A 23,659-nucleotide genomic window follows, 5' to 3' on the forward strand; every position below is an offset into this window, starting at 1 on the left:
CTGACAACCCCCTATCATTCACCCGCGGCTTCACCCCCTGCATGACGCGGATCAGCAGCCCCATAAATGAGCCCGGTTTTGTGTGCGGAGAGGCTTGGACGGTCCGCAAGAATACCTTCCGCTACACCCCAGGGACGGTGCAGAGACAGCGCATATCCTTCAGATTTTAGCTTATCCATAACGTCGTCCGTCAAGGCACCCGGTTCCAGCTCCACAGCAGACGGCTCCCACTGCTCGTGGATTCGCGGCAGATCCACGGCCTGACGGATGTCCAGCCCGTAATCGAGCACGCCCAGAATGGCCGAAAGTGTGATCGTCGGAATACGGGAACCACCGGGGCTGCCGATCACCATAATCACCTTGCCATCCTTGGAGACAATCGACGGTGACATGGACGACAACGGCGTCTTGCCAGGCGCAATGGCGTTGGCTTCTGAACCCACGATCCCAAACATATTGGATGCGCCCGGCTTGGCCGAGAAATCATCCATCTCGTCATTGAGCCAGATGCCGGTGTTTCCACCCATGACACCCGAGCCGAACCACCCGTTCAGAGTATATGTCGCGGAAACGGCCATGCCGCTCTTGTCCAATACCGAGAACTGGGTCGTCTCGTGTTTTTCCTGCGTGTCAGGAGCAGCCTGGGCAGCTTGAACCGGAAGCGCCTCACCGGCCCGGAGGGTGCTGGACGGCAGGGCGTGATCAAGCGGAATCCCTGCCCTGACCTGTGCGGCATATGCCGGATCATTCAGGTGCTCGATCGGGTTCTTGACGAATGCCGGATCCCCGAGATCGCGTCGATCCGAGTACGCATGCCGCATAGCTTCAATTTCACGCTGCGCAGACGTCGCCGTGTGCAGGCCAAGGGCGTGCATATCGTAGCCGGAGAGAATGTTCAGAATTTCACATAGTGCAATGCCACCACCGCTCGGAGGGGGGGCCGTGTCGATCGTATACCCACGATAGGTGCAGCGGATCGGCTCAAGAAACCGGATATGATAGTTCGCGAAATCTGACGGCTTCAGAAGGCCACCGCCTTCTTCGCTAGCCCGCACAATTTCAGCAGAAATCGGACCTTCGTAAAACGCTTTCGGACCATTCTTGGCGACCAGTTCAAGAAAATTGGCCAGGTTTTTCTGAATCAGCCGGTCTCCAGGCTGAAAGGACGATCCGTCCGGACGCAGAAAAATAGACCGTGCGTATGGGTCCTGACGGAAATACTTCGTGGACGTGTCGAGAAGTTGCACGTCGCCTTCATTGAGCACAAACCCATCACGGGCGAGCGCTATGGCAGGGGCCATGACTTTTGCCCGCGGCAAACGCCCCCACTTCTGAAGGATCGTGTCCAAGCCTGCGACAGTCCCCGGAACTGCAACTGCTTTCCAGCCTTCCGTTGAAAGCCCCGGAATGACTTTGCCAGACGCATCCTGATACATGGTGGCTGTCGCAGCACCCGGGGCGTGCTCCCGGAAGTCCACAAACACTGTCTGCCCGGATTTCAGGCGGATCGTCATGAAGCCGCCACCGCCGATGTTCCCTGCAGCGGGATAAACGACAGCAAGCGCATAGCCAACGGCCACCGCAGCGTCGATGGCATTGCCACCTTCCGCCAGGATTTTGGCACCAGCATCAGAAGCGAGATGCTGGGCAGAAACCACCATGCCATGCTTGCCAGAGACCAGAACGCCCGGAGAGGTATGATCCGGGCCAAAAGCCAGTGGATCATGGGCAGAGCTCAAAGGGGCTGTCGTGGGAGCAGCCAGCGCTGTGCCCCCCGTCAGGCCCGCGACAATCAGGGCAAAGAGTTTTTTCATGCGCCAGCTCCTCCGTATGGGGGCTTGTTGTAACCTTTCGGGGACAGCGTGAAGATTTCACATCCGTCGTCCGTCACGCCAATCATATGCTCGAATTGTGCAGACAGCGTCCGGTCACGCGTGACAGCTGTCCAGCCATCATCAAGAATTTTCACTTCAGGTTTGCCGATATTCAGCATCGGCTCAATGGTGAAAACCATTCCCGGTACGAGCTTTACGCCCTGCCCTGGCTTTCCGTAATGCAGAACATTCGGAGCGGCATGGAAGTCCCGGCCAATGCCATGCCCACAAAAATCGCGCACGATGGAGAAGCGGTTCTTTTCCGCATGGGCCTGAATGGCATGACCAACATCGCCCAGCGTCTTGCCTGGCTTGACCTGCTCAATACCAAGCATGAGGGACTCATACGTCACCTCAACCAGTTTTTCAGCTTTCTTGGGGGCCTTACCGACGATGTACATCCGGGAATTGTCCCCGTACCAGCCATCCAGAATGGACGTGACGTCAATATTGACGATATCGCCGTTGGCCAGCTTCTTCTCACCGGGGATGCCGTGACACACAACATGGTTGATCGAAATGCAGCAGGATTTCGGGAAGCCATGATAATTCAGGGGCGCCGGCGTGGCACCGTGAGCCAGAGTGAACTCATGAATAAGAGTGTTGAGTTCTTCCGTCGTAACGCCCGGCTGCACGTGCTCGGTGATCATATCCAGCGTTGCCGCTGCAAGATGACCGACCGTTCTTAGATGTTTGAAATCTTCACTGTCATAAAGAACAATCCCACGCGAACTATCATCCATGTCTACCGCCCGATCCTCAATCTCAAAACTGGTCGGGACAAAATGCGACCGTCACGAGCGGATCGCAAGGCACGGAGGCGAGTTTTTCACCCGCGTGGGTGACGACCTGCCTTGTGATGGGCAGCAACATGGTGCGCACTGACCATGCGAACCGAGACAGCATGATGCGCAACACGCCCATAACGACGTGGTGACGTTGGCGCATCCGCCACTTCAACAGGACGGCTGGATGCAACCATCGTTCCATGATGAGCGAAACGACCACCACGACGCGCAGACGCGATCATGACAGTGCGCGGCGCGACCGGATGAAGAAGAGGCTGTGGCGCGACGCCTTCTGAAGCAAAACCATCGTCCAGAATGGACGCCATTTCCATCGAACGGCGCGCATTCGAGGACGACCCGAGCACCACACCAATCAGGCGAACGTTCCCACGGATGGCAGACGTGACGAGATTCCGCCCGGCAGCATCGGTGTAACCCGTCTTCATACCGTCAGCACCCGAATAGATTTTCAGCATCGGATCATGGTTGGGAACCAGATGACGATGGAAATAGAAGGAAGGCACGCCGAAATAGTGATAATACTGCGGGAAATCGTTGATCAGGTGCTGTGCAAGAAGCCCTAGATCATGCGCGGTCGTAACCTGATCAGGGTCAGGCAAACCGGAGGCGTTGCGGAACGTCGTGTTGGCCATGCCCAGCGCACGCGCCTGCTGCGTCATGAGCTGAGCAAAACGGACTTCGTCGCCACCACCCAGGAACTCGCCCAGAGCACAGGCAGCGTCATTCGCTGACTTGGTGACGAGCGCCAGAATGCCCTGTTCAACAGTCAGCCGGGTGCCCGGAACCAGCCCGAGCTTGGACGGAGCCTGCATGGAAGCATGAATGGAAACCGGAACTTCCTGATCCAGCGTAATCTGATGTGCTTCCAGTGCACGGAAGGTCAGATACAGCGTCATGAGTTTTGTCAGGGATGCAGGATACCGCTGAAGATCGGCGTCCGACTGGGACAGAACGGCCCCTGAATGTGCATCCATCACGAAACTGGATGTGTGGCCTGCGTATTGTGCCTTGGCAGAGCCCGCACCAACTGCAGTCAGAGCGCATAACAGAAGGGCCTTGCGGACAGGGAAACGCATTATGTGGCAGCCTCTGAACAAAACATTGAACGCTGGAAACATCGGACTGTTTAACGCAGTCCTTAATCCCGTTACTCTAGGCGCAACAAAAAGCGCCCGTCCACAAGGTTTGGGGCAGTTTGCTTAATTTTTCGTAAGCATGACCCAAACCCGACCAGAACATGTCAGGAAGATGGCGATATTCACGAAATGTACTCATCCTTACCCCCTTCTCAAGTCGGGGGAAGCGTCCCATATCATACCAGTCATGTCTTCTTACGATCTCCCTTCACCAGCCACCTCCCATTCTGAAGCCGAGTCCATTTTCGGACCAGTCAGGATGGGGTCGGGATCATCGGACCCAAAAGGTCCGACAAATCCACGCTTGCCCGATGACGAAGATCTTGAGATCAGCGTTGTCGTTCGCCCTCGTACACGAACGCGCAAGCCGTCGATGTACAAGGTTCTCATGCTCAACGATGACTACACACCGATGGAGTTTGTCGTGCACGTGCTGGAGCGGTTTTTCTCAAAGAACAGGGAAGAAGCCACCACCATCATGCTGCATGTGCATCAGCGGGGCGTAGGGGTCTGCGGCGTTTTCACTTACGAAGTTGCGGAGAGCAAGGTCGCTCAGGTTATGGATCTGGCCCGCCAGAACCAGCATCCGCTTCAGTGTACGATCGAAAAAGACTGATTTCCCGCCACAGTCATACAGGCATCGGACAATTTCTTGTTCAGCCTTACGTTTCTGACTGGCGTTACGTGTTGCACCACGACAAGATACCTCTTCCACGAGAGGTCGAGAGGAGCGCCACCCTATGCTGTCCCGTACGCTCGAACAGACGCTCCACCGCGCCCTGACATTCGCAGGTGATCGGCGTCATGAGTATGCCACCCTCGAACATCTGCTGCTGGCTCTGACAGAAGACGCCGACGCACTGACGGTTTTCCGCGCCTGCGGAATTGACCTCGACAAGCTGCGTTCGGACCTGACGGACTTTCTGGACAAGGATCTTGCCGGTCTTGCGTCCGACCGTCCGACAGAACCAAAACCAACAGCGGCTTTCCAGCGCGTAATTCAGCGCGCGGCTATCCATGTGCAAAGCACAGGCCGCGATGAAGTTACGGGTGCCAACGTTCTCGTTGCGCTCTTTGCGGAACGTGAAAGCCACGCCGTGTACTTCCTGCAATTGCAGGACATGACGCGACTCGATGCCGTGAACTTCATTTCGCATGGAATCGCCAAAGCGCCAGACCGTGGCGCTGGCCGTAAGGCTGCCGCTGCATCCAAGGATAATTCCGAGCGTGAAGAGCGTAAGGAAACAGCCAAGGACGGCGCACTTGCGACCTATTGCGTCAATCTGAACGATCGTGCCCGTGAAGGGCGGATCGATCCACTGATTGGTCGCGATCAGGAAATCGAACGCACGATCCAGATCCTGTGCCGCCGCACCAAAAACAACCCGCTGTATGTGGGTGACCCGGGCGTCGGCAAGACTGCGATCGCGGAAGGCCTAGCAAAGCGTATTGTTGAGAAAGATGTGCCTGAAGTCCTGCAGGACTGCACGATCTACTCTCTCGACATGGGCTCCCTGCTGGCTGGCACACGTTACCGCGGTGATTTCGAAGAACGCCTCAAGGCTGTCGTGACTGAAATGGACCAGACGCCCGGTGCGATCCTGTTCATTGATGAAATCCACACGGTCATTGGTGCGGGCGCGACGTCTGGTGGTGCGATGGATGCATCGAACCTGCTCAAGCCAGCTCTGGCTGCAGGCACGCTGCGCTGCATTGGCTCCACGACATACAAGGAGTTCCGTCAGCACTTCGAGAAAGACCGTGCACTGGTCCGGCGCTTCCAGAAGATTGACGTCCCTGAGCCGTCAGTCGAGGACACGATCAAGATCCTGCGCGGGCTTAAGGGCAGCTACGAGAAGCACCACAAGGTTCGCTACACTGACGAAGCCCTGCGTGGCGCCGTCGAACTGGCCGCCCGGTATGTGCATGACCGCAAACTGCCTGATAAAGCCATCGACGTTATTGACGAAGTCGGTGCGGCGCGGATGCTGGTGCCTGAGAACAAGCGCCGCAAGACCGTGACGCTGCGGGATGTGGAAGATGCAATCGCCAAGATTGCCCGCATCCCACCCAAGAGCGTCACGGCGGATGACCGCGAGACCCTGCGCCACCTGGAGCGGGATCTGCGGAACATGGTGTTCGGGCAGGACAAGGCGATTGACGCACTGGCTGCGGCAATCAAGCTGTCCCGTGCGGGCCTGCGCGATGCTGAGAAGCCGATTGGCAACTACCTGTTCTCCGGCCCTACGGGCGTCGGCAAAACGGAAGTTGCGCGTCAGTTGGCGTCGTCTCTTGGCATCGAACTGATCCGCTTTGACATGTCCGAATACATGGAGCGTCATTCGATCTCCCGTCTGATCGGTGCGCCTCCAGGGTATGTCGGGTTTGATCAGGGTGGACTGCTGACGGATGCAATTGACCAGCATCCTCATGCCGTCCTGTTGCTAGACGAAATCGAAAAGGCCCATCCGGACCTTTACAACGTCCTGCTTCAGGTCATGGATCATGGCCGCCTGACAGACCACAACGGCAAGACAGTCGATTTCCGCAACGTGATCCTGATCATGACCACGAATGCGGGTGCGGCTGACCTTTCCAAGGAAGCGATCGGTTTCGGCCGGACCAGCCGTGCGGGCGAGGATGAAGAGGCAATCAAACGCACCTTCACGCCTGAGTTCCGCAATCGTCTGGATGCGATCATTCCGTTCGCTAACCTGACGCCGGAAACCGTGGGCCGCGTGGTGGAGAAGTTCGTTCTCCAGCTCGAAGCCCAGTTGGCTGACCGTCACGTTACGATCGAAATCTCCTCTGCAGCCAAGGAATGGCTGGCCGAGAAGGGTTATGATCGCCTGTATGGCGCACGTCCTCTGGGACGCGTCATTCAGGAGCACATCAAGAAGCCACTGGCCGAGGAACTGCTCTTCGGTCGACTGGCCAAAGGTGGGGCCGTCAAGATTGGCCTCAAGAACGACGTGCTGGACTTCGAGATCATTGAAGGGACCGGCGTCAAAGGCGACAGCAGCGCCGAGAAGAAAGACGAAGCGACCAACTAGACCGCCCGTCACGAAAAAGCCCGTAGGACCTTCCTACGGGCTTTTTTTATTCGTAGCGGTGTCCGTTGACGGTCACATATCCGGGCCATGGCCATTTGCGGCTGGTGCCGTGATGCGTCCAGTCGATCCCCTGCTTGCGCAGGCTGTCGTAGTAGTACCGTCCCTGAACCTCGACGGTGTCGCCCTTCTGCACCCAGGGCCATTGGGGAGCGGTCATTTCATCAAGCCCGGAGACAATCCGGATGGACACGCCCTGCCCTACATCCAGGTAGAAATAGCCATGCCATCCGCTGCGGGTCCGCTTCGCATGGGGTGCAATGGCGATGACGCGCCCGCAAATATGCTCGGGAAGATCCGTCCGGGTGGCGCCACGTTGCTCGAAGGTCTGCTGGTCACTCAGGAATTTTGCATTGTCACAGCTTGGCGGCATCGGCGCTATCGCCTGTGCCAGAGCGGGAAGTGGCGCACCAAAACACGCCATCGCAGCCAGAAGTCTCAGACGGGACATCATCAAAAGCACTCTCCAGTCAGGAAAGTGCTTTTATGCGCCGAAACACATCCTGAAACAAATACCGTCGCCCGTTTACAGGGAGCCGAACAGAACAGCCGTATCGATCATCCGGTTCGAGAAGCCCCATTCATTGTCATACCATGAGCAGACGCGAACCATTCGACCACATTCCATGATGGCCGTCTGCGTGGCGTCAAAATTCGAAGATGCGGGTGAATGGTTGAAGTCGCTACTAACCAAGGGGGCGCTGCTATAGGCCAGCACACCTTTCAAGGGGCCTGCAGCAGCTTCCTGCATGACGCGATTGACGTCTTTGGCCGTTTCCGGTGGACGGCGGGACAGAAAGTCGAACGATACCAGAGAAACATTGGGCGTTGGCACACGGATGGACGTTCCATCCAGACGACCCTTCAAATGCGGCAGAACCAGACCAATTGCCTTGGCCGCTCCCGTGGACGTAGGCACCATGTTGAGCGAAGCGGCTCTGGCCCGGCGAAGGTCCTTGTGGCGCCGGTCAACGATCTGCTGATCTCCGGTGAAAGAGTGGATCGTCACCATGTATCCGCACTCGATACCGTAATTGTCGTCGAGCACTTTCACGAGCGGCGCCAGACAATTCGTTGTGCAGGAGGCATTGGAAATGACCGTCATATCCGGCTTCAGCATGTCATTGTTCACGCCGTAGACGATGGTTGCGTCCACATCCGTGCCAGGCGCTGAAATCAGGACTTTCCGTGCACCAGCCTGAAGAAGCGTGGAAGCTTTTTCCTTGGTGGTGAACAGTCCGGAGCATTCAAGAGCCACATCAACGCCGTCAAATGGCACCTTCGACGGGTCACGCTCGGATGAAATGCGAATGGGACCGTAAGACCGCCCGTTATGGGTCAGGGTCAGCATATCGCCTTCGACGTGGACTTCCCCTGGCAGGCGGCCATGCACGCTGTCATATGTCAGCATGTGAATCTTGTCTTCAACGGACCCAGGGCCATTGATGGCGACGGGCACAACGTCATCCCGGCCGCTTTCAAGAATGCTGCGAAGGGCCAGTCTGCCAATACGGCCAAAACCGTTAATGGCGATCTTTACTGTCATTGTCTTTGGTCTCCGTCAGGGAAAACCGCCGCAAAGGCGGTTTGTCCCGGCAGGTGTGAAAGCGCCGGGACAGTCGTGCCGAGGGGCAGGATCACAGACCGATCCGGTTGAGTGGCTTGCCCGCCATCAGGTTCCGCTCGATTTGCTCAAGGGAAACACCGCGGGTTTCAGGCACAAATTTCAGGGTGAGGTAGATGAAGAACGCATTGAACGCCGCGTACATCCAGAAGGTCTGGGCATTCCCGATGGTGTTCAGGAGCGTCAGGAACGTCAGGCCGACGATCATGTTCGTGACCCAGTTCGTGAAGGTGGAGCAACCGATGCCGAAATCGCGCCCTTTGATGGGCTGAACTTCCGAGCATAGGATCCACACCAGTGGACCGGCAGAGAACGCAAATCCGACGATGAAGGCCAAGAGCATGATCACGGCGCCATATCGCGCAAGTTCGCTATTGCCGGTTCCGAAGTAGAGCAGCGTTCCGACTGAAGCCATGCCGATCGTCATGATGATGAAGCCGGCAATCAGCATTGGGCGACGGCCCCATTTGTCCACGAAGCCAATGGCAATGAACGTCGACAGCACATTCACCAGACCGACAATCGCCGTGCCCCACATGGCTGCGTTATCGCCAAAACCTGCGACTTCGAAGATGCGGGGAGCGTAGTACATCACCACGATGATGCCTGTGAACTGCTGCATGGTCTGGAGCAGGATGCCCAGAAAAACAGAGCGGCGGAAATTGGCGTTGGCCTTGAACAGGCCGTAGCCACCTTCAATCTGCGCAAGCTGCTCTTCAATGTCCGAGATCTCGGCGCGCGCATCGCCTTCATGGCCACGCAGTTGATGCAGAACCGTAAAGGCTTCGTCCTTACGGCCCCGCAATACGAGCCAACGGGGGCTGTCAGGCAGCAGCAGCACGCCAAGCAGAAACACGACGCCTGGAATAGCGACAATGCCGAGCATCCAGCGCCATGAGCCGGAATAAGCCAGCAGCGCATCAGAGATGAACGCTACAAAAATCCCGACTGTAATCATGAGCTGGTAAACCGAGATCAGAGACCCACGGTAGTGCTGATGCGCAATCTCGGAGATGTAAAGTGGAGCGGTAAAGCTTGCGATGCCAACAGACACGCCAAGCACCATACGCCCCACAATCAGCAGCGTGACGGATGTTGCCAGCGCGCACAGCAGCGACCCGAGAACAAACAGGACAGCTGAAGACAGCAGCAGGCGCTTCCGGCCGAAGAGATAGGACAAGCGCCCACCGCAGACGGCACCTACCGCCGCACCAACCATCATCGATGAGACGATGCACTCCTTGCCGAAGTCCGTGACGTTGAATTCCAGACCGATGAATTTCAGAGCCCCTGAAATCACACCCAGATCGAGACCAAACATCAGACCCGCAACAGCAGCCAGAATTGCCGTCAGGACACTTTTACCATTCAGAGACACTGGCGGCGGTGGTGCCGAAAGGTCGATGCCACTCATTGCCTTATTCCTTACTTCAGATTCCCATTATGGGAATAGTCTTTCAACGCAGCATGTTCTCAGGTTGTTTATTCAAGTAAAATCAAATAAAAGAGACGAGTTATATTTCTTTTTATTTGAATTTACATGTTTGGATAGTTCGGCCCATCGCCTCCCTGCGGCGTTGTCCAAACGATATTCTGGCTTGGATCTTTGATGTCGCAGGTTTTGCAATGCACACAGTTCTGGAAGTTAATCTGGAACCGTGGCTGTTCATTCTCCGGACGCAGAACCTCATACACGCCCGCCGGGCAGTAACGCTGGGCAGGCTCAGCGTAGAGCGGCAGGTTCACCTGGATTGGGATGGATGGATCACGGAGTGTCAGATGGCAGGGTTGGCGTTCTTCGTGGTTGGTGAAGGCAAACGCCACATTGGTTGTGCGATCAAAGCTGAGTTGCCCGTCCGGCTTGCGATATTCAATCGGCTTGAAACTGGCAGCCAACCCTGTTGCCGCGGCATCGGACTTTCCATGTCCGAGCGTTCTGAAGGGAGAGTGCCCGGTCAGAGTTGTCATCCACATATCCAGACCACCGAGCGCAACACCGCCCAGGAGGCCAAACCGCTCCCAGAGAGGTTTGACGTTACGGACGGCCTTTAAGTCTGTCCCGACAGGGCCGTTTCGCAGTTCTTCCTCATAATCCGTCAGTTCATCCTGAGCGCGCCCAGCCGCCAGCGCTACGCGGGCCGCATCGGCAGCGGCAATGCCGGAGAAAATGGCGTTATGACTGCCCTTGATGCGCGGAACATTCACAAGCCCGGCGGAACACCCGAGCAGAACGCCGCCAGGGAAAGTCACTTTCGGAATGGACTGCCAACCACCTTCGGATAGCGCACGCGCACCATAAGCCACGCGTTTTCCGCCCTTCAGCAGTTCGGCCACCATCGGATGATGCTTGAACTCCTGAAACTCACGGTAAGGGTCCAGATACGGGTTTTCATAGCCCAGATGGACGACAAACCCGACGCAGACCTGATTGTTGTCGAGATGGTAGATGAAGGACCCGCCACCCGCCTTGCTGTTCAGCGGCCACCCCATGGTGTGTGTGACTGTGCCTTCATGATGCTTGGCGGGATCGATCTCCCAGATTTCCTTGAGGCCCAGCCCGAATTTCTGCGGATCCTTGCCCTCGGAAAGCGCGAAACGATCCATTAGCTGACGAGCCAGTGATCCCCGCGCACCTTCGGCGAAGAACACGTATTTCCCGCGCAGTTCCATACCAGGTTCGTAGGCATCACCCGGCGTTCCATCGGGGTTTTTACCGAACTCGCCAGCCACCACACCCGCAACGCGACCCTGTTCGTCATAAACGACTTCGCTTGCCGCCATACCGGGGAAGATTTCCACTTCCAGACCCTCTGCGACCTGTGCCAGCCAGCGGCAGACATTCCCCAGCGAGACAATGTAATTCCCGTGGTTGTCCATGAGCTTTGGCATCAGAACATTCGGCAGGCGGATCTGGCTCTTTTCCGTCAGCAGGAAGAAATTGTCTTCCCTCACCGGCACGGTGATGGGCGCATCCATGGTCCGCCATTCGGGAAGCAGCACATCCAGCGCGCACGGATCAATGACCGCGCCTGACAGGATATGCGCCCCGACTTCAGACCCTTTATCCAGTACGACCACGGAGAGGTTCGGCTCATTCTGTTTGAGCCGGATCGCCGCGGAGAGACCGGCAGGGCCAGCGCCGACGATGACAACGTCATAGTCCATGCTTTCCCGTTCGATCGTAGTCATGGTCTTTCTCCTCCCTGCAGACTGCCAGGGCCTGTCAGAGTTTTGCCGTCAGTTCGGGAAGGATGGTGAAGAGGTCTCCCACCAGCCCATAATCCGCGACCTGGAAAATCGGGGCGTCTTCGTCCTTGTTGATGGCGACGATCACCCGGGAATCCTTCATGCCCGCCAGATGCTGGATCGCCCCGGAAATACCGACTGCGATATACAGATCAGGCGCCACGATCTTGCCCGTCTGCCCGACCTGCCAGTCATTCGGCGCGTATCCGGCATCCACGGCCGCACGGCTGGCGCCGATGGCAGCATTCAGCTTGTCCGCAAGCTTGGCGATGGTGTCGAAGTTCTCTTTCGATCCCACGCCGCGGCCGCCTGAAACGATGTTCTTCGCAGCCGTCAGTTCCGGACGTTCGGATTCAACCGCCTTGTCTTCCACCCAGGACGAGAGACCCGGATCGGCAGGCACGGAGACATTGTCCACACTGGCTGAGCCACCTTCACCAACAGCCGAAAAGGCCGCCGTACGAATGGTGAAAACCTTTACCGGATCGGAGGACTGCACCGTCTGGATCGCATTGCCAGCATAGACCGGACGATCGAACGTCTCGGCATCCTTTACGGCCGTTACGTCTGACAGGATCATGACATCCAACAAAGCCGCAACGCGTGGCAGAACGTTCTTGGAGAATGCCGTCGAGCCCGCAGCGATATGGCTGTAACCGGACGCCAAAGACACGATGAGGGCGGCGACAGGTTCAGCCAGTTCATGAGCCAGAGACGCATCATCTGCCAGCAGGACCTTGGACACGCCCTCAAGCTTTGCAGCTTCGGCGGCGGCTTCCGTGCCGTTCTGGGTAGCAACAAGAACTGTCACATCGCCCAGCGCTTTGACGGCAGACAGGGCCTTGGCAACGGTATCGGTTACGAGGTGGCCATTGGCCACCTCAGCGAGCAGCAGAACAGACATCAGATCACTCCTGCTTCATTTTTGAGTTTCGAAACCAGCTCATCAACGGAACTGACCTTCACACCAGCCTGACGCTGAGGCGGTTCAGCCGTGCGGATGACCTTCAGACGCGGCGTAATGTCCACTCCGAGGTCAGACGCCTTGCGTTCTTCGAGCGGCTTCTTCTTGGCCTTCATGATGTTGGGCAGCGCGACATAACGCGGCTCGTTCAGGCGCAGATCGGACGTGATGATGGCAGGCAGCTTCACGCGGATGGTCTGAAGACCACCATCAACCTCACGGCTGACGGTTGCGCTGTCGCCTTCAATCTCGACAGACGATGCAAAGGTGGCTTGTCCCCAGCCCAGCAGGGCGGCGAGCATCTGACCAGTCGCGTTCATGTCGTTATCGATGGCCTGCTTGCCCGCGATGACGAGGTTTGGTTTCTCATCCTCAATCACCTTCGCCAGCAGTTTGGCGACGGCGAGAGGCTCGATATCCACATTCACATCCGTCGTGGCTTCGACGAAAATGGCACGGTCCGTGCCCATGGCGAGCACAGTGCGTAGTGTTTCTTTCGCCTGCGGCACACCGATAGAGACAGCGACCACTTCCGTGGCGATGCCTTTTTCCTTGAGGCGGACGGCTTCTTCGATGGCGATTTCGTCAAACGGATTGACCGACATCTTGACGTTCGCAAGCTCGACCCCAGATCCGTCACCCTTTACGCGGATGCGGACGTTGTAATCGACGACACGTTTGACAGGGACGAGGATCTTCATGATGCCCTCCGATGGGTCAGCAGACAGTGCGGAAGCGTTCGACCATCGTGTCCAGCACGTCAGCCGGGTGGCGCTTCCACCAGTTGTTCGCGGAAAAGATTTCCACCTCGCAGAAGCCGGAATACCCGGCGGCTTCCACCTCCCTGCGGATCCCCCGCAGGTCCGCAACGCCGTCCCCCATCATCCCGCGGTCAAGCAGGATGTCTGTTGTGGGAACGAGCCAGTCACAGAGGTGAAAGCCCAGAATGCGGTTTCCCGCACGAGCGAGCTGGCGTGGCAGGTCCGTGTCCCACCACACATGGTAGATATCGATCGCAACGCCCACGCTATCCGACGCCAGAAGGTCGCACAGATCCAAGGCGTCACGGGTGGTCGTGAGGCAGGAGCGGTCTCCGGCATAGGCCGGATGCAGCGGCTCCAGCGCGAGTTTCACGCCACAGGCTTCAGCGTAGGGAATGGCCTTCGCCATCCGGTCCGCCACGATGTCCAGGCTGTGAGCCACGCCCTTCGTGCCGGTTTCCACACCACCGACAACGATGGTCAGAACATCGGTTCCGAGCGCGGCTGTCTGATCGATGGACTGACGGAAATCCGACAGGATCGCCTCTTCGCTCTGAAGGCCCAGCGGACCGACCAGAAAGGGCGTCCGGCACAGGCCGACAACCTGCACCCCGGCCTGACGCGCCCGGTCTCCAATTTCCGCAGCCCGGCCTTCAATCTCCCGCCGCCAGAACACGATCCCGCCGATGCCACGTTCAGCACAGGCGTCGATCGTCTGTTCCGGTGACCACCCTGCCCCCACACTCGGCACATTATGGCCAAGCGTTGCGGTATTGAGGGCGAGAGCCGAATGATCGTGGCGAAAGTCCCGCATGATCAGGCCCCGTACACCGACAGAAGCGACTTCATGCGGTGCACAGCCAGATCCGGGTTCCGCAACAGGCCGCAGCCATCTGCGAGACGGAAGATCTCCGTGAAATGCTGGAGGGACCGCATGGACTGCGCACCATTCAGCATAACGAAGTGATCCTGAAAGCCATTCAGCCAGGCCAGAAACACCACACCCGTCTTGTAGTACTGCGTCGGGGCCTGAAAGATCACACGAGCGAGTGGAACAGTCGGGTCGAGTGCGTCGTGAAAACCTTTCACGTCCCCCTCGCCGAGCAGTTTTACACCACGAGCCGCAAGCGGCGCGATCGGATCGAAAATGCCGAGAAGCGCGTGGCTGTAACCCTGCTCGTCACCAGCGATCAGTTCCGGGTAATTGAAGTCATCACCCGTATACATCCGCACGCCCTTTGGCAGGCGACGGCGCATGATGATTTCCTTCTCCTTGTCGAGAAGGGAAATCTTGATGCCGTCCACCTTCGAGACGTTTTCTTCAATGATGCTCAGGACTGTTTCCAGCGCCTCATTGAAATCATCCGTGCCCCAATAGCCTGCCAGAGCCGGATCGAAATCCTTGCCCAGCCAGTGCAGAACGACAGGCGCATCACAGGCAGAGAGCACCTCGCGGTAGACCCGCTTATAGTCCTCAGCACTGGACGCCACGCGGACGAGGGCTCGGCTGGCCATCAGAATGACGCGTGCGCCAACCTTCTGGATCGCCTCGACCTGTTCCAGGTACGCCGCCAGTACATGATCGACAGAGCGTGCATCCTTCGGGTCCAGATGGTCTGTCCCCGCACCGTTCACGACCATCGCATCCGGCAGTTCGGCCTTGGTGCGACGGATCAGATCCAGCGCGCCGGGCCAGTCCAGCCCCATGCCGCGCTGGGCCGTATCCATGGCTTCCGCAATGCCGAGGCCCATGCCAACGAGATAGCGACGGAACTCAAGCGTCTTCTTCCAGTCGATCGTTGCGCGGCCGGACGGTGCATTATCCGTGAACGGATCAGCGACGACATGGGCCGCCGAATAAACGATCCGGGCCGGATTAGCCGGAAGGACACTGCGAGGAACAGGAGTACCGATCAGATGGTAATCCATCTTCCGGCCGGTTTCGTCGGGCAGGATGATCTTCATAACCGTTTCTCAGAAGCGCGGCACAAGCATTCCGGCATCCGCCGAAATGACCTGGCCTGTGGTGTAAGGCAGTTTCCCGGTGGCAAGGGCCGCAATGATGCGTCCCATGTCCGAGGGCTCTCCAACACGGGGAAGCAGGGTCAGCCCCTCTTCCGCGCGCTGGCGGTAGTGCTGAATGACGGCAGCCGTCATTTCTGTAGCGATCAGGCCAGGCTGAACGTCATAAACCGCGATATTCTCGATCCCGAGACGCACAGCCAGAGCCTTGGACACCATGGCCGCCGCAGCCTTTGACGCGCAGTATTCAGACCGTTGCACCGCCACAGCCGTCGCGTTCGACGATGTGACGTTGACGATCGAATGGAACGCATCGGCTGACCGTTCCCGGCTCAGAAGACGCTTTGCGAAAGCCTGTGACAGGAAGAACACCGCCTTCGCATTGATCGTCAGGCAGCGGTCCCAGCTTGCTTCGGACACGTCCAGCAGGTCACCCCGCTGGAGGACGCCGACGCCCGCATTGTTCACCAGCGTTGTCAGCGGGCCGAGTTCGTCTTCAATCCGCGCCAGAACACCGTCATGGGCGCTGATGTCGGACACATCGAACGGGGCGGCTACAACCTTGGCGCCCAGCCCCTCCAGACGGGCCACGGCTGCACGCAGTTCTGCATCATCAACCGGTCCATTTACCGCTAAAGAAAAGCCTTCTTTAGCGAGCGCTTCCGCGGCGGCCAGGCCGATCCCGCGTGAAGAGCCGGTGACGAGAGCGACCTGTCTCATGTACGGGCGCCCTTCTTGAGCAGTTCACGCGCTATGATCATGCGCTGGATCTGGTTCGTACCTTCATAGATCTGTGTGATCTTGGCATCGCGATACAGACGCTCAACTTCAAAGCCACGGATGTAGCCGGAGCCACCAAAGACCTGCACAGCATCCGCCGTACGGGCCACAGCCACGTCACCAGCAAAGCATTTTGCCATGGAGCAGGAGCGCGTGGCGTCCTGACCGTTATCGATCTTCACCGCAGCGGAATGAACCAGCAGACGGGCCGCTTCGATGTCCTTGGCCATATCGGCCAGAAGCCACTGAACACCCTGGAATTCAGAGATGTGCTTACCGAACTGCTTGCGCGTTCCGGCATAATCGACAGCGGCTTCAAGACCAGCCTGTGCAATGCCAACAGCGAGCGCTGCGATGCCAACACGCCCCTTGTCCAGCACACTCATCATCATGTGAAAGCCACGGTTCATCTCGCCCAGAAGGGCATCCGGGCCGAGGCGCACATCGGAGAAATCAAGCGCACCAACCTGGCTGGCCCGCTGACCCATCTTGTGCTCTTTCGGGCCGCGCTCAACGCCTTTGGCATGCAGGTCCACAATGAAAATGGACATGCCACGGTTTCCGGCTTCCTTGTCCGTCCGCGCCAGAACGAACCCGAGATCCGCCACCGGGGCGTTATGGATCCAGATTTTGCCGCCGTTCAGAATCCAACCATCGCCATCACGTTCAACTGTGGTGCGAATGCCGGACACGTCCGTGCCGGCTTCCGGCTCGGTGATGCAGTAAGCAACCTTGCGCTTCATGGAGAGAATGTCTGGCAGCAGCTTCTTCTGCTCATCCGTGCCGTGACGCACCAGAAGCGTGGAAATCAGTTCCACCAGGCCACACTGATCGGCGATGCTGGCATAGCCGCGGGACAGTTCTTCCATCACGACGGCATAGGTCAGGGTATCGAAGCCGGGCCCTCCGAGCTCTTCCGGAACTGCAATGCCGAACAGGCCAAGACGGCCCATTTCTTCGTAGATTTCGGCCGGAAAGCGTTCTTCACGGTCGAGGGCCTCAGCAGCAGGGCGGATGACTTCATCCACGAAAGACCGTGTGGTCTCGCGAACCTGCTCCTGCATTTCATTGAGAAACATAACCCGATTCCCTTAATTAGTAACTAACCAGTTAGTTAGTATGGTGACTGATCTGTTTTCAAGGCCATTCTGCGTTTTGAAATCAAAAGAACTTGATGCTCATAATACCCAGAATGAATTCGTTCTCGCTAAGGAACAGTTTTTACTTCGCCATCTTTTTCTACCTCAGCAGAATAGCGCGAAAATCATTGACGTTTGTCCCGGTAGGACCTGGCACAAACAGGTCATCTAGTGCCTCAAAGGCAGTATAGGCGTCGTTTTCCGTCAGCAGGACGGACGGATTGATCCCGCGCGCGCGCAGTCGTCCCATACTTTCGCCATCCGCAAAGGCGCCGGCATTGTCCTCAGACCCGTCAATTCCATCTGTATCCGCAGCGAGTGCGGAAACCGGAAGACCTTCAGCCGCGAGCGCAAACGACAGGAGAAACTCCGTGTTGCGACCACCCCGTCCACGTCCATGCAATGTCACGGTTGTTTCTCCCCCCGAGAGGATGACAACCGGCTTCTGGAATGGCTGATTACGAATAATCACTTCACGCGCGATCGCTGCATGGACCTTCCCGACATCCCGGGCTTCCCCTTCAATCGCGTCGGAAAGGATAACAGCAGGAATTCCAAGATTTCGGGACGCTGCGGCTGCCGCCTCAAGAGACAGATGAGCCGACGCCACGATACGAACTTGGTTCCCGACAAATGCCGGATCTTCCGGACGCGGCGCCTGCCCCAGTTCTCCGTCGAGCCATGCTTGCACTTTAGGCGGCAGGGCGAGCTTCCAGGCCTTGGCCATATGCCGCGCGTCTTCGCGTGTTTTCGTATCAGGCACGGTTGGTCCAGAGGCCACCTGTGCCGGATCATCGAACGGCACATCCGAGACTATGAGTGAAACGACTCTCGCCGGGGAAGCCGCGGCGGCCAGACGACCGCCCTTAATCCCCGAAAACTGCTTACGGATGCTGTTCATGACAGAAATCGGCGCGCCAGAAGACAGGAGAACCCGGCTGAGCTCCGCTTCATCTTCCAACGTGAATCCTTCTGGCGGACATGGCAGCAAGGCTGACCCACCTCCGCAGATCAGAGCAACGACCAGATCATCCGGACCTAATCCGCGCACCGCCTCAAACAAAGCCGCCGTTGCAGCCAGACCGGCTTGATCCGGAACCGGATGGGAAGCCTCCAGAACGCGGATCTGTTCTGTAGGGTAGCCATAGCCATAACGGGTGACGACAACGCCTTCCAGCGGACCATCCCACACGCGCTCGAAAGCTGCTGCAAGCTGGGCTGCCCCCTTCCCGGCCCCAACCACGACCGTCTTGCCTTTCGGGCGTTCCGGCAGGTTGGCAGCCAGCACGAGGTCTGCGTCAGCGGCCGTAATGGCGGCATTGAACAGACCTGTCAGGAAACTGTGATCGTCGACTGTCATGGCTTCTTTCAGACTCCACTCACGGAAAAGACGGCCTGGGGCGTTCAGAGCGTGAGCCCCATCACGGCATCCCTGAACAGAACGGCATCCATTTCCTTCAGTTCAGGAGAAACCTTCAGAGGCGTGGATGCCTGATCGAGCACGTCTTTCTGCAAGTCGATGCCCGGCGCGATTTCCGTGACCGTGAGTTCACCGTTCAGAAGCTTGAGAACACAGCGTTCCGTCACGTAGGTGACGTCCTGCCCTGTTTCGGTGGCTCTGCGCCCTGAGAAGCTGACCTGATCCACCTCTGGCACGATCTTGGAAATCTTGCCTTCCCGATCAATCACGAGACGGCCGTCCTCAATGTGCATCTTGGCTCCGGCATTGAAATTGCCTGAGAAGATGATGCGCTTCGCCCGTGCCGTAATGTCTACGAAACCGCCCGCCCCTGCCGTCCGATGCGGCGTGGCAGCAAGGCGGCTGACGTTGACAGACCCATCAGCCCCGATCTCAAGGAAGGACAGCAGGGAGCAGTCAAAACCGCCCGCCTGGAAGTAGCTGAACTGGTGGGGAGAGGCGACGAAGGCCTCAGCATTACTGGCGCAACCGAACTTGAAATCCAGCAGCGGAACGCCGCCAACCGGCCCCTGTTCGATGACCCATGTCACGCTGCCATGCAGGCCTTCTTCCAGCAGGATACGTGGCACGTTGGCGGAAATCCCGAAACCAATGTTGACCGCCCAGCCATCCTTCAACTCCTGCGCCACACGTCGCGCAATCACCTTGCCCGGATTGAAGTCCGGAATGGCGAAAGACGACAGAGGCCGGAAAATCTCGCCGGAAATTGCTGGGTCATAAGGCGTAGCAGTCGTCTGCAACTGATCCGGAGCTTCCACAACAACGTCCACCAGAATACCCGGCACTTTGACGTCATGCGGCTTCAACGTGCCCTGTTCTGCCACGCGGCGGACTTGCGCGATGACCAGCCCACCATTGTTATGAGCTGCCAGAGCCATTTCCATGGCACCAAGGGTGGCGCCTTCCTGCTCGAACGTCAGGTTGCCATTTTCGTCCGCTGTCGAGGCGCGAATGATCGCAACGTCCGGCTTGAGCGCCGGGAAATACAGCCAGTCTTCGCCTTCAAAGTCCATGTGACGCACGATGGGATTCGAGCGGGCAGTTTCGTTCATCGCACCGCCTTCCCGCTTCGGGTCCACGAAGGTATCGAGACCAACTTTCGTCAACACGCCGGGACGCAGGGCCGCACCTTCGCGCAGCATGTCGAAGATAACGCCAGATGGAAGGTTATAAGCAGCGACGTCCTCGGCCAGAATGCGCTGCCAGATAAGCGGTGGCTCAGCATTGCTGGGACCGGACGGGTAAGACCCACCGATGATCTTTTTGATCATGCCAGGCTGGGCGATATGATCCACGCCCTTGGTTCCAAACATGTCACCCGTCGCGATCGGATGGATCGTCGTCAGGTTCTTCGGGGCCGCTTCCTTTTCAAAACGCTCCCCGAGCGCCTTCAGAACATCGTCGGGGCACAGAAGCCCGGACGATGCGTTGATCGCAATGGTGGAACCATCCTTGATAAGACTGACGGCTTCCGCTGCGGTTCTGGTCTTGGTCATTGCCTTTGATCCACTATAACTATCTTGTTAGTTACTTATGATCTTGTAAAAATCGCGACGCATGAGGCGCCGCTTGAGAAGGTTATCGTTCTCAAGCATTCCCCAGAATAAAGTCCGCCGCTCGCTCACCAATCATGACCGTTGCGGCATTGGTGTTAGACCCAAGCAATGATGGCATGACCGAGCTATCACAAATCCGGATGCCCTCCAGGCCATGCACATGCAGGCGTGGATCAACAACGGCCATCTCGTCCCTGCCCATCTTGCACGTGCAGGTCGGATGGTAGGATGTACGCCCCTGCTGACGAGCATAATCCTCATATGCCTTGAGCGTACGGCCGCCGCCTTCTGGCAGGCAAACCTTGCTGATGTATTTTTGCAGCGAGTGGCTACCGAACATTTCGTAGCTCAGGCGAACGCCCTCGGCCGTTGTCCGCAGATCGTCCGGGTGACCCAGAAAATTCGGATCCACAATCGGTGCTTCCCGAGGGTCAGACGAACGCAACGTGACAGACCCGCGCGCTTTTGGACGGAGCGTATAGCTGTTGAGCGTGATGCCAGACGTCCCTTTCGGAACAGACGCCACACCCGCTTCCGCGCCAGCGCCCGCCAGGAAGTGGAACTGAAGATCCGGGCAGCTTGCAGCAGGATCGCCGTACCAGAAGGCTCCGCCTTCCACGACGTTCGACGCCACTGGACCACTTCTGAACAGCGAGTATTGCAGGCCAGCCCACATCATCCACTTGTACTGGTTGTACTTGTCGAAACTGTCATGGCCTTTCAGCTCAGCAACAATATCGACACCAAAGTGATCCTGAAGATTCTGACCCACACCCGGCAAATCATGAACAACGGGAATACCGTGCTCTTTGAGATGCGCAGCCGGACCAACACCAGACAGCATCATCAGCTTTGGCGTTCCGATTGCACCGGACGTGACCAGCACTTCCTGCTCAGCACGGGCAGTGTGCATCTGCTTGTCTGCAATGTACTGCACGCCGACTGCACGCTTCCCCTCGAAGACAACCTTCAGCACCATCGCGCCAGTAATCACCGTCAGGTTCTTACGCTTCAGAGCGGGACGCAGATATCCAACGGCCGTAGAACAGCGCCGGTTATTGCGCACCGTAAGCTGGTAAATGCCAGCACCCTGCTGAACTGGACCGTTAAAGTCAGGGTTATACGGAATTCCGATTTCCTGGCAGCTCTGTACGAAGGCGCGGCTGACGGGGTTCGGGCAATCCAGGTTCGACACGCCGAGTGGACCATCCGTTCCGTGCCATGATCCGGCAAGAATGGAATTTCCCTCAGAGCGGATGAAGTACTTCTGGATGTTCTTGAACCCCCAGCCGTCAGCTCCCTCCTGCTCCCACCGGTCGAAATCAGATGGATGGCCACGTGTGAAAACTTCGGCATTGATGGATGAACCACCACCGAGAACACGCGCCTGCACATACGGGATCTGGCGGTTATTGGCGTGCTTCTGCGGTGTGGTGACAAGCCCCCATGTCAGGGGACCTGTCGTCATTTTCGCAAAGCCAACCGGCATGTGAATGAGCGGATTGGTGTCACGCTTGCCTGCTTCGATCAGGCAGACGCGCACCGCCGGGTTTCGGGAGAGACGGGCGGCAAGAACACATCCTGCCGAGCCGCCACCAACGATAACGTAATCGAAACCAGTCATCATTATGCGATCCAGTGCGTCCGTTTGCCGAGATCTACGTGAACGGATTTGATCTGGGTGTATTCTTCCACCCCATACATACCCGCTTCACGGCCCCAGCCAGACTGCTTGAAACCACCCAGCGGCATTTCAGGGCCGCCAGCCATGATCGTGTTAACCCAGAAGCGCCCGGCCTGAACCTTGCGCGTCACCTTCAGGGCCTTGCTGATATCCTTCGTCCAGACAGACGCCGCCAGACCATAAACCGTGTCATTGGCCAGGGAGATCGCTTCTTCCAAGGTGCTAAACCGGAAGACGGACAGCACCGGACCAAAGATCTCGTCCGTCGCAATGGACATATCCGGCTTCACATTTGTGAAGAGCGTTGGCGCAATGTACTGCCCACGACCCAGATCGACCTTATTACCGCCACACAGAACGCGCGCGCCTTCGGCCTTACCCTTCTCGATATAGTCGAGAATGGTCTTGTTCTGAGCATCCGTCGTAATGGCGCCAATCTGCGTTTCCGGGTCAAACGGGTCACCCACGCGGATCTTTTCCATCTTGGCGACAACAAGCTTTTCAAACTTGTCAGCCACAGACTCTTCAACGATCAGACGGCTGGACGAGACGCAGCATTGCCCGGTGTTAAAGCTGATCCCAAAGGCCACCGCATCGGCCGCATCTTCCAGATCGCTGTCCGCAAAGACGACAATCGGGTTCTTGCCACCAAGCTCTAGGCCAAGCTTCTTGAGGTTGCTGTCTGCGGACGCATGGATACAGGACCGGCCAACACCCGTGGAACCAGTGAAGGACAGCATATCCACATCCGGATGCTGCGTCAGAGCCTGACCGACACTCTTTCCGGTGCCCGTCACGACGTTATAGACGCCCTTTGGCAGGCCGGCTTCCGTCAGAATATCGGCCAGCATCAGCGTGGTTGCGCTGGTGACTTCCGCTGGCTTCACGACGACCGTACAGCCTGATGCCAGAATGAACGGCACGCGCTCACACAGGATCATAAACGGGAAGTTCCAAGGCGTGATGAGGCCAACGACACCCACCGGCTCGCGCAGAACCATTCCAAACAGGCTTTCGCCCAGATTGTTGAAGCTGTCGCCGTGCAGAAGGCGCGCGGCACCGGCAGCCATCTCGAAACAGGAAATACAGTTGTCGATCTCAGCCTTGGCCTGAGAAATCGGCTTGCCGTTCTCCAACACTTCCCAGAAGGCGATATCATCGCGACGCTGCTTCAGAAGCTCAGCCGTTTTAAGCAGGATCGCACTGCGTTCTGAGCTTGCCAGACCAGCCCATGTGCCGTTCTCAAACGCACGACGCGCGGCGGCTACCGCATCATTCAGATCGTCTTCCGTGCAACGTGCAATTCGCGTGACAATAACATCATGACTGGGAGACTTGCGCTCGAACATCTCACGTCCGTGGCGCCACTCACCATCGATGAAAAACCCAAAGTCACGAGCCACTCCGGATGGAGCCAGTTTCTGTGCCATCTTGTTCATTGACGGCTTCTCCCTGTCTTTTTTGACGAGCGCTC

General features: G+C 57.7%; 19 protein-coding genes. 2 read left to right on the forward strand and 17 right to left on the reverse strand.

Annotated elements, in window-relative coordinates; genetic code table 11:
- Window positions 1-14: 14 nt before the first annotated feature.
- From ggt to GCE01_RS03495, 3 genes are all read right to left on the reverse strand, one after another.
- Window positions 15-1,814, reverse strand: coding sequence for a gamma-glutamyltransferase (gene ggt, locus GCE01_RS03485; protein ID WP_099210937.1), 1,800 nt, complete (start codon window positions 1,812-1,814; stop codon window positions 15-17).
- Window positions 1,811-2,617 carry a type I methionyl aminopeptidase gene (gene map, locus GCE01_RS03490; protein WP_099210939.1) on the reverse strand — a complete coding sequence of 269 codons (807 nt, stop codon included), beginning with the start codon at window positions 2,615-2,617 and terminating at the stop codon, window positions 1,811-1,813. Before map ends, ggt begins: the two co-directional genes overlap by 4 nt.
- 86 nt (window positions 2,618-2,703) lie before the next feature.
- Window positions 2,704-3,759: a D-alanyl-D-alanine carboxypeptidase family protein gene (locus tag GCE01_RS03495; RefSeq protein WP_046900142.1), complete on the reverse strand. Its 1,056-nt coding sequence runs from the start codon at window positions 3,757-3,759 to the stop codon at window positions 2,704-2,706.
- A 247-nt stretch (window positions 3,760-4,006) separates the two neighbouring features.
- On the opposite strand from GCE01_RS03495, the gene clpS reads away from it, so the two are divergent.
- Both clpS and clpA read left to right on the forward strand, forming a co-directional pair.
- Window positions 4,007-4,435, forward strand: coding sequence for an ATP-dependent Clp protease adapter ClpS (gene clpS, locus GCE01_RS03500; RefSeq protein WP_373321858.1), 429 nt, complete (start codon window positions 4,007-4,009; stop codon window positions 4,433-4,435).
- A gap of 124 nt (window positions 4,436-4,559) precedes the next feature.
- Window positions 4,560-6,872, forward strand: coding sequence for an ATP-dependent Clp protease ATP-binding subunit ClpA (gene clpA, locus GCE01_RS03505; protein ID WP_099210941.1), 2,313 nt, complete (start codon window positions 4,560-4,562; stop codon window positions 6,870-6,872).
- 46 nt (window positions 6,873-6,918) lie between these two features.
- Here clpA and GCE01_RS03510 read toward each other — a convergent pair whose 3' ends face one another.
- The 14 genes from GCE01_RS03510 to GCE01_RS03575 form a co-directional block, all read right to left on the reverse strand.
- Window positions 6,919-7,383: a DUF3465 domain-containing protein gene (locus GCE01_RS03510; protein ID WP_099210943.1), complete on the reverse strand. Its 465-nt coding sequence runs from the start codon at window positions 7,381-7,383 to the stop codon at window positions 6,919-6,921.
- 72 nt (window positions 7,384-7,455) lie between these two features.
- Complete coding sequence (gene gap / locus GCE01_RS03515; RefSeq protein ID WP_099210945.1) at window positions 7,456-8,475, reverse strand: type I glyceraldehyde-3-phosphate dehydrogenase; 1,020 nt, start codon at window positions 8,473-8,475, stop codon at window positions 7,456-7,458.
- A 91-nt stretch (window positions 8,476-8,566) separates the two neighbouring features.
- Complete coding sequence (locus GCE01_RS03520) at window positions 8,567-9,967, reverse strand: sugar porter family MFS transporter (protein WP_099210947.1); 1,401 nt, start codon at window positions 9,965-9,967, stop codon at window positions 8,567-8,569.
- A 122-nt stretch (window positions 9,968-10,089) separates the two neighbouring features.
- On the reverse strand, window positions 10,090-11,742 hold the full coding sequence (locus GCE01_RS03525; protein ID WP_099210949.1) for an electron transfer flavoprotein-ubiquinone oxidoreductase: 1,653 nt from the start codon (window positions 11,740-11,742) through the stop codon (window positions 10,090-10,092).
- A 34-nt stretch (window positions 11,743-11,776) separates the two neighbouring features.
- Complete coding sequence (locus tag GCE01_RS03530; protein ID WP_099210951.1) at window positions 11,777-12,703, reverse strand: electron transfer flavoprotein subunit alpha/FixB family protein; 927 nt, start codon at window positions 12,701-12,703, stop codon at window positions 11,777-11,779.
- Window positions 12,703-13,464 (reverse strand): electron transfer flavoprotein subunit beta/FixA family protein, encoded by a 762-nt coding sequence (locus tag GCE01_RS03535; RefSeq protein ID WP_099210953.1) that lies wholly within the window; start codon window positions 13,462-13,464, stop codon window positions 12,703-12,705. Before GCE01_RS03535 ends, GCE01_RS03530 begins: the two co-directional genes overlap by 1 nt.
- A 16-nt stretch (window positions 13,465-13,480) precedes the next feature.
- Entirely contained in the window at window positions 13,481-14,338 is an 858-nt protein-coding gene (locus GCE01_RS03540; protein ID WP_099210955.1) for a sugar phosphate isomerase/epimerase family protein, read from the reverse strand.
- Between the two features lie 2 nt (window positions 14,339-14,340).
- Window positions 14,341-15,489, reverse strand: a complete 1,149-nt coding sequence (locus tag GCE01_RS03545) for a dihydrodipicolinate synthase family protein (RefSeq protein ID WP_099210957.1) — start codon at window positions 15,487-15,489, stop codon at window positions 14,341-14,343.
- Window positions 15,490-15,498: 9 nt separating this feature from the next.
- Window positions 15,499-16,266: a 3-ketoacyl-ACP reductase gene (locus tag GCE01_RS03550; RefSeq protein WP_099210959.1), complete on the reverse strand. Its 768-nt coding sequence runs from the start codon at window positions 16,264-16,266 to the stop codon at window positions 15,499-15,501.
- Window positions 16,263-17,405, reverse strand: a complete 1,143-nt coding sequence (locus tag GCE01_RS03555) for an acyl-CoA dehydrogenase family protein (RefSeq protein ID WP_046900154.1) — start codon at window positions 17,403-17,405, stop codon at window positions 16,263-16,265. The genes GCE01_RS03550 and GCE01_RS03555 overlap by 4 nt, the downstream gene beginning before the upstream one ends.
- Before the next feature lie 160 nt (window positions 17,406-17,565).
- Entirely contained in the window at window positions 17,566-18,825 is a 1,260-nt protein-coding gene (locus GCE01_RS03560) for a glycerate kinase type-2 family protein (RefSeq protein WP_099210961.1), read from the reverse strand.
- Window positions 18,826-18,869: 44 nt separating this feature from the next.
- A complete protein-coding gene (locus tag GCE01_RS03565; protein ID WP_099210963.1) occupies window positions 18,870-20,441 on the reverse strand; it encodes an acyl CoA:acetate/3-ketoacid CoA transferase in 1,572 nt (523 codons plus the stop codon).
- Window positions 20,442-20,532: 91 nt separating this feature from the next.
- On the reverse strand, window positions 20,533-22,125 hold the full coding sequence (locus tag GCE01_RS03570) for a GMC family oxidoreductase (protein ID WP_083956318.1): 1,593 nt from the start codon (window positions 22,123-22,125) through the stop codon (window positions 20,533-20,535).
- Between the two features lie 2 nt (window positions 22,126-22,127).
- Entirely contained in the window at window positions 22,128-23,624 is a 1,497-nt protein-coding gene (locus tag GCE01_RS03575) for an aldehyde dehydrogenase family protein (RefSeq protein ID WP_064273575.1), read from the reverse strand.
- Between the last annotated feature and the right edge of the window lie 35 nt (window positions 23,625-23,659).

Source organism: Gluconobacter cerinus, assembly GCF_002723935.1.
In the GTDB taxonomy this organism is placed as follows: Bacteria; Pseudomonadota; Alphaproteobacteria; order Acetobacterales; family Acetobacteraceae; genus Gluconobacter; species Gluconobacter cerinus.